Raw genomic sequence first — 7,886 nt, forward strand, 5'->3', positions numbered from 1 at the left:
TTATGCATGGGGTATTTTGATGAGAGAATGTTATGGTATTCAGTTTTTTATTCAATATGCAAAAGAAATATTATAAGTCAAAATCTTCTTTGATGTGATAATGATTGTTGAGAATTTAAAAAAATATATAAATTTAAATAAAAAAGCAGCACTTTGTGCTGCCTTTTTTATTTAAGTTAAAATTAACTTCTGCTTTAGAAGCGATAACGTATTCCGCCAGACAAATTGGTGCCAGATACACCGGCTTTTTGCAGTTTTTGCCGATAGCTGATATCGGCGTTTAGTACGATATTTTGAGAAAGATATGCATTCATCCCCACGCCTCCCTCAACTGAAGAGCCGGTAGGATCAACATGAAAGGTATCAGCAATTTTTATTGTTTTACCATCGCCAAAAGTTCTGATAACATTCATTTTACCATAGAAGGAAACAGCTTTGTTTTCTTCAACAGCCATTATTGTTTTTGTTAAACGTCCACCAAAACGGATCAACCATTGATGTGGATTGCCCATGTCTACTTTTAAGCCATTGGTATCTGAGAAAATATCAAACATGAGATTTTGATAAATGAATTGAGCTTGTGGTTCAAAGACAAGCCCTTTTGTATCGGTTGCTAATTTCTGACCAATGGTTGCAGATATATTAAGCATCTCGGTACCATCCAATTTTGCGGCATTCCCAACAAGAGCTGTGGTAATATTTCCTTTTAAGGTTCCGTAAGAAAGAAGAGCGTTGACATATATACCATTGCTATGCTGGATGCCGCTATAAGCGGTAAGTGACCATTTATCAAGCGTTGTCTTTTCAGAATCTTGCATCTCTTTTGGCGTAAAGGCAAGCTTTCCGTACGTTCCTAAAAGACCAAAATGTGCGCTTATGTCTTTGCTTTCTAAGGCGGCTAATATGCTCCCTAATTGTAAGGCAGTATAGTTTACATCAGCACCATAACCATAGTGCAGTGGATCGCGGTTGGAAGATAGGGTGACCTTCTCGCCGTAGGAAGAGAAAAAGATACCATTCTTTTTATTGTCTTTTGCCCCAAATACTGTTGTTTGCATATTGTCTAACAACGTGTTTTGATTGTTTACATCAGTAAATCCAGCAGAAAATAAAGTATTAGATATAGTTAAATAGTTCGCTACCTGTGGTAAAAGGGCTCGAACTTTTTTATCCTTATCAATGTAGGCATTTTGTAAGCGGAAATCCCAGAAATCACTATTCTTCTTGCCAAAAAGATTTTGGCTCTCATGAGATGTTCCAGGCTTATAGCCTGTGAGTACATATTTATAAGGTTGTTTCCCTATTGTCATATAGTTTCCTGCTAACGTGAAGGAATTTTCATTCGCTTGTCCGGAAACTTGAATGATTGAAATCCCATGTGTCCCTAAAGGAAGTGACGCCATGCGTTCTTCCCAAACAGCAGAGCTATCGGTTTGGAGATTGATGTGAACAACAGTACTTCCTGAGACATCACCATTAATCACAATGTGATCAGTTTGTTGTTCCGTGATAGGAGAATGTTTATCCCATTGAGTGTTTACATAAATCTCTGCAAGACCCGCTGTACTATAAACCGCTGCTGTGTGAATTGTTTCGTCTTCTTGCGAAAGATTAGGTCCTATAAACAGAGTTTGATAATGTCCCTCAATAGGCTTGTCAAACATAATAGCACTGTTTGTAAGGTGCAATTCAGAAAGATTAGAGTATGATTTTTCATCAACACCAAACTGTCTATAGTCATTTAAAATATTATCATTATTTGTGGCATTTTTATTAGCCTTTACAAGCCATTTCGTCCTCTCTTTTAGATCAAAAACTGTTCTATTATCTTTAGAAGTTCTTACCCGACCTTCTAAAGAAGAGTGGTCTGCAACTAATGTAATGGTGTTTGTGGAGGCACTTTCGTTCTTGATATTTTTTAATAAAATATCGGCATGAACTTCTGAATTTTTAAGGTTGACTTCTCCGTTTACGCCTGTTCCATAAAGGTTGATACCGCTACCATGTTCAACGAAAAGCTTTGTATTCTCTAGGGTTACTTTATCAGCAATATTGGCTACATCTTGTTCTTGAACGGCATTGGTGTTCCTTTCAGCATTGTGTGTATATCGTTTTCTAGGAGCATTATACGGATTGTTGCGGAAAATAATACCGTCTGCTTCATAATTTCCCGTGACATGTACGCTTGAATCCTTAAGTTTGATTGTGCCCTCCATGTTTACCAAACCAGCTGTTTCTGCTGTTACAGTAATGCCTGTAGCATCAATTTCTCCACCATCTGATACGCTTAGTGCAACAAAACGCGCATCAACTGTTCCCCCTATCATATTGACTTTTGAATTATTTCCCTCTGCATGTACAGCAAAACTATTGTCTTGAATTTTTTTGTTATGTAGCGTTATGATCTCACCGTTTTTAGCTTCAACTCCAGCGCTTATATCCTCAATTTGTGTAGACTTTTCAGGTTGTTTTATTGGTGATATTTGTTTTTCAAACTCTGATTTTTCAGATATTTTTTGTGCAGATGAAGATTGCACTGGCGCTGGTTTTGCAGAGCTTGGTGGTACCAGTAATGCTGGTTTTCCAGTTTCTACTCTTAAAGATATTGGCTGTGCGAGTTCTGGTTCATTAGATGTTGGTATTTGCTCTGTTGTTGGTTTTGTAGGTTCCGTTCTTGTAGGTTCAGACTTTGTAAGTGCTGGTTGTAAATTCGGTGAAGGTTGTGTAGGTTCTGGCTGTGAAGACACAGCAGAATTCGATAGTGTTTTTTCGCTGGAAGAGTCTGCAGAAGAGGAGGGCGCCCCTGAACGTCTTCTAGATTTTGCTTCCATTCCTGTTGTTGAAGATTGTATAATAGGAGTGTTTTGTGTTGTAGGGTTAGATTGTACACCTTCTGTAACTTTAGTCTTTGGTGTTTGTGTACTTCCTTGACTAAGATCAGAGTTTTGTTTTGAAGAAGAAATTATATTTCCAGCTGAATTTCCTTCAAGTTGTGTTTTGGGAGGTAGAGTGCTTGTAGAAGTAGGCGTTGTAAGTTTACTTTCTGTAGAAATAGGGCTTACGCTCGTTCTTGTGGAGCTAGGTGCTGTAGGGGGAAGGAGGCCATTAGGGGTTGAAGATGGATATGATGGCATAACTTGTCCGATTCCATCATATAGATCTTTATACGGATCAAAAACTCCGGATAGATTTATTTGTGACTTGACACGAGCAGGTTGTAGAGAAGAAGAATCTATCGTTGTTGATGGATTTGTACTATGAATAGCATAAGACATACTGGTGAAAGAACAAAACAGAACTCCAGAAACTGTGTATAGTAAGAAGCTTTTTTTCATATGGATGTATTCCTAAAATATTTCTCCCCTCTCTCATAAAAAATAAAACTTTGGCCTCATTATGTCTCTTTTGTAAGAGACAAAACGAAACATAATGAGAGCGCGTTATATTTCAAGATAGGAATACAAGTATTTTTAAAAGTGATAGCGCATTCCAGCGGCAATATTTATTGCAGAGATGCCAGCTTTTTTGAATTTATGTTGATAGCTGATATCACTATGAAGCTCTATATTTTGCGATAAGTGCGCCTGAATACCAAAACCACCTTCAATTAAAGATTCCATAGCAGCAAGCGAAAAGTTTTCACTAAAAGTTTTGATCATGTTCAGTTTTCCGTAGAAGGAAAGGGCATGGCCTTTGTTTTGTGTCAAACGTCCACCAATACGGAGCAACCATTGATGAGGTTTGCTTATGTCTATTTTAGAGTTATCGTCATCTGAGAAAGAGCTCTTATCTGATAAAGAACCAAGCATGAGACGTTGATAAACAAGTTGTGCTTGCGGTTCTAGGATTACACCTTCAAAACTGGTTGACAGTTTTTGACCAACAGTTGCAGCGGCTCCTAATGTTTTACTATTCTTCACTTTTGAGGTATGTTTGATGAGAGCTGTAGCGTGATTTTCTTTGAAAATTCCATAAGAGAGAAATGCACTTGCATAGATGCCACTGTCATGCTGAATATTTCCATATGCGGTGAGTGACCATTTATCAAACATATTTTTTTGAAAGCTCTCCTTGTTTTTAGGAGTAAAAGATAATTTCCCATATGTTCCGAAAAGACCAAAGTTGCTGCTGATATTTTGATCTTTTAGCGCTATTAATGTTGCTCCTGCTTGCAATGCAGCATAGCGAATATCTGCTTGGATACCATCTTGTTTTGCTTGAACCTTGGAAGAAAAGGTGCTTTTATTGCCATAAGAGGATAAGAAAACGCCTCTTTCTGGATGATCTTTGGGCTCAAACATTGTTATTTGCATATTGTCTAACAAGATATTTTGATTGTTGACATCACTAAACCCGACAGCAAACATCGCGATAGGCATGACTAAAGAGCTTTCTTCTTGTGGTGTAAGAATTGTGCTTTTTGCTGTCCCATTAAGAGAAGTAGAAGTTGCAGTTGCTTTATCATCATCTGTAAGTTTAGAGGTGCTCTCTGTAGCCGCGGTAGCAGTATTTCCAACCTTTGGGAGCAAATTCATATGCGCTTTTTCGGATGGAAGAGTCGTTTTCGATGCTGAGGAAGTGGTGTTTGTTTGGGGATCAATATCAGATTGCGAATTTTCATTTATTTTAGGCTGTCTCATTCCATGATCTGTTCTTGTGAATGAAGTGTCCGTTGGAGGAGGGGATGTTTTTTCTTTTCTCTCCACGTTGGTTATTCCATCCGCGTTCAAAGTCTCTAATACTGCTTTGCGTAAAGTATTGGAAAGTTCCTTGTTTTGTCCTTGTAAAGCACTATCCACTTGTGCTGCTTTATGTAATATTTCTGCTTTATTTTGCAGTTTGTGCCAATCACGATTGTCTTGGCTCACCCATTCTTGGTGTGCAGCATTAACACGCTGTTGGTTATCAGCTTCAAGGATTGCTGCCGCCTTTACGGCATCGGAAACTGCTTTGTCGTAGCCACGTAATAAATTCCCTGCCTTTATCAACCGGCTTTGTCGTAAGTGATCAAGCTGTGCATTGGCCTTCATCATGTGTTGCATATCCAGATGATGATATTTAGCCATAATATTATCTACAGTATTATTCACATCTATAGTATTATCCACAGAGCTATAGAGTCCATTTGAGAATTGTTTATTGACAGATCTTAAATACTCTTCGAGCATCTTCCTAACAGACGAATTATCTTCCATCATGGCGCCAGAGGCGATCTTCTCAAGATTCTTTTCTGCTTGTGTTGGTGTGTTTATTAAATCAATGGCATGGCGATATTGTTCAGGTAATTTCATAATCTCTTCAATGGCATGGCGTTCCTGGGGGCTTAGACCAGAGGCGGTGCTGGTAGATGTGAAGTTAAAAGAAGAAAAAAATAAAGCACAAGCGGCTGTACATAACAAAAGATTCTTATGCATAGAGATGTTCCTTAAGATATTTTCTTTATTTTGCTAAAAATGAACCACTTTTTGACACATTACGGTTTTTTGTAATGTAGTTAAGCAGCACTGTTTTCATCTCAGCGCTGCTTATGCGTCAAAATAGAGAGCTAAGATTTCTAAAAGCGATAACGCATTCCTCCGGAAAAATTAATTCCAGAGAACCCAGCTTTTTGAAGTTTATGTTGGTAATTAACGTCAGCATGAAGTGCGATATTTTTAGAAAGCTGCGCGTTAATGCCAAGCCCACCTTCAAGGGAAGAGCCCATAGAATCGAGATGGAAAGATTCCATAACATCGATAGTGCGCTCCTCACCAAAAGCTTTGATGACATTCAATTTACCATAAAAAGAAAGAACACGATCTTTTTCAATAGGAAGCATTGTTTTTGTTAAACGCCCTCCAATACGGACCAACCATTGATAAGGGGGCTTTATATTAACTTGGAAGCCATCAATATCTGAAAGAGTGCCAAAGGCAATATGTTGATAAATAAGTTGTGCTTGTGGTTCAAAAGACAGCCCTTCAACACCAGTTGCTAGTTTTTGTCCAACGGTAGCTGATATATTTAATGTATCCGTATTGTTTAATTCTGTGGTGTTGCCGATAAGGGCTGTTGTAATATGTCCGTTTAAAATGCCGTAGGAGAAAAGTGCATTAATATAGAGACCATTGTCATGGTGGAGATTCCCATATACCGTAAAGGACCATTTATCCAGTATGCTTTTGTCAGAACCTTCCATGTCCTTTGGCGTAAAAGCGAGCTTTCCATATGTGCCTAAAAGACCAAGATTCGCGGTTATATTTTGATTTTCTAACGTTGTTAATGTCATGCCTGCTTGTATAGCAGCATAGTGAACATTAGCACCATAACCATATTCCAATGGACTACGGCTGGAAGATAACGTCATCTTGTTGCCATAAGTCGATAAAAATATCCCTTTTTGTTTATGACCTTCTAATCCAAAAACTGTTGAGTGCATATTATCTAACAGTGTATTTTGATTGTTTATATCAGCCAAGCCAGAGGAGAATATTGCATTATGCATAACCAAATAGCTTGCCATTTGAGGAACAAGAGCTTTGATTTTTCCTTCATCATCAAGAGTCGCATTTTGTAGACGGAAATCCCAAAACTCTTCACTTTCTTGCAAGAGACTTTGCTGTTTGTCAGCTCTCCCACGGCTGGATGTTGGTCCATAGCCATTTAATACATATTTATAGGGCAATCCACCCATTGTAGTGTAGCCATTTGCCAGCGTGAAGGCGGCTTCCTCTGCTTTTCCAGACACCTGAACAAGTGAGAGACCACGCGCATTCAAAGGAATTGAAACTTCATCATCATCGAATGGTTCTGCACGCTTTGAAAGATTGTTGAAATAGATCGTTGTGGTGCCTGAGACATTACCATGAACGAGAACACGGTCAGTTTTTTGTTGTTCTTTTATAAGACCATTACTCCATTCGGTATTAAAGTAAATCCTTGCGTTGCCCAATGCATTGTAAACCGTTGTTGCATCGAAGCTTCTGTTTTGCTCTGCTTTTGCAGCTTCAGCTGTTGGCTGTTTTCCCACATGCAAGGTTTGATATTGATTGTCTGCTAGTTTATGCGGCGCATTAAATATAATAGAGCTATTATTAAGGTTCAATACTGAGACAATAGACTGTGCACGTTGTTTAATATCAGTGAGCAAGTATCCTTTAGAGCTGTCAAATTCTTTGTCTACTTCAAATTGACTAATCTTTAGGGACCACTTGCTGTTATTGTTGAGAGTAAAAATCGTTGTATTTTGAGGTAAAGTCTTTGCTCGTCCTTCTATAATCGAATTGTCAGCGCTTAATATAAAAGTGCGAGGATCGATATCTTTTGAGTTTTCTGGGATTTTATTTTTTAATAATATATCAGAACGAATTTCTGAACTTTTAAGTTCTACCTCAGCAACAGATTTTGCATAATCTGGTCCTAGAATACCAATACCATTTTCAACAAGAAGTTTTGTGTTGGTAAGAATTGCTTTATTGATAACTTTTTCGCCCTCTTTTACTTGGGAACTTGGGATGTAATCAAAAAGGATACCACGACTTTTGTGATGTCCGGAAACATTTATGATTGAATCTTCAATATGGATGATGCCGTTTGAAATTTCTAAACCACGGGAATTTGATTTTCCTACAGTTTTTTTAGCATGAATACGTCCACTTGTTGTTGCGGTAAATAAATTTGAGTCTGAACGCATTGTTGAATTTGTAATGGTGATAAAGGCTTTGTCATCAGCAACCACTGTTGTATATGCGCTGCGGATAAAAACGTTATTAAAGTTTTTTTCTTCTCCTGCTTTATCCGCACGAGCCATAACCATTGTAGGAGCTGATGTATTTGCATAAGTTGAACCGAAATGAGAAAAAATCAAAGTTCCAGCAATTGTACATAACAAAAAATTTTTCTTATAA

General features: G+C 38.0%; 3 protein-coding genes. All 3 read right to left on the bottom strand.

Features of this window, described 5'->3' with window-relative positions; genetic code table 11:
- Positions 1-194: 194 nt before the first annotated feature.
- Positions 195-3,335, bottom strand: a complete 3,141-nt coding sequence (locus tag ACFIMC_RS07855) for an autotransporter outer membrane beta-barrel domain-containing protein (protein ID WP_375680976.1) — start codon at positions 3,333-3,335, stop codon at positions 195-197.
- A 135-nt stretch (positions 3,336-3,470) separates the two neighbouring features.
- A complete protein-coding gene (locus tag ACFIMC_RS07860) occupies positions 3,471-5,414 on the bottom strand; it encodes an autotransporter outer membrane beta-barrel domain-containing protein (protein ID WP_375680977.1) in 1,944 nt (647 codons plus the stop codon).
- Between the two features lie 140 nt (positions 5,415-5,554).
- Positions 5,555-7,886: autotransporter outer membrane beta-barrel domain-containing protein (locus ACFIMC_RS07865; RefSeq protein WP_375680978.1), on the bottom strand; the 2,332-nt coding region annotated here is incomplete at its 5' end.

Origin of the sequence: Bartonella sp. AP21QHHD, assembly GCF_042196205.1 — a bacterium.
Taxonomy (GTDB): domain Bacteria; phylum Pseudomonadota; class Alphaproteobacteria; order Rhizobiales; family Rhizobiaceae; genus Bartonella.

Bases quoted from the DNA above. Each gene is read 5' to 3' on its own strand.
- ACFIMC_RS07860 (WP_375680977.1), bottom strand. From the start codon at position 5,414: ATGCATAAGAATCTTTTGTTATGTACAGCCGCTTGTGCTTTATTTTTT.
- ACFIMC_RS07855 (WP_375680976.1), bottom strand. From the start codon at position 3,335: ATGAAAAAAAGCTTCTTACTATACACAGTTTCTGGAGTTCTGTTTTGT.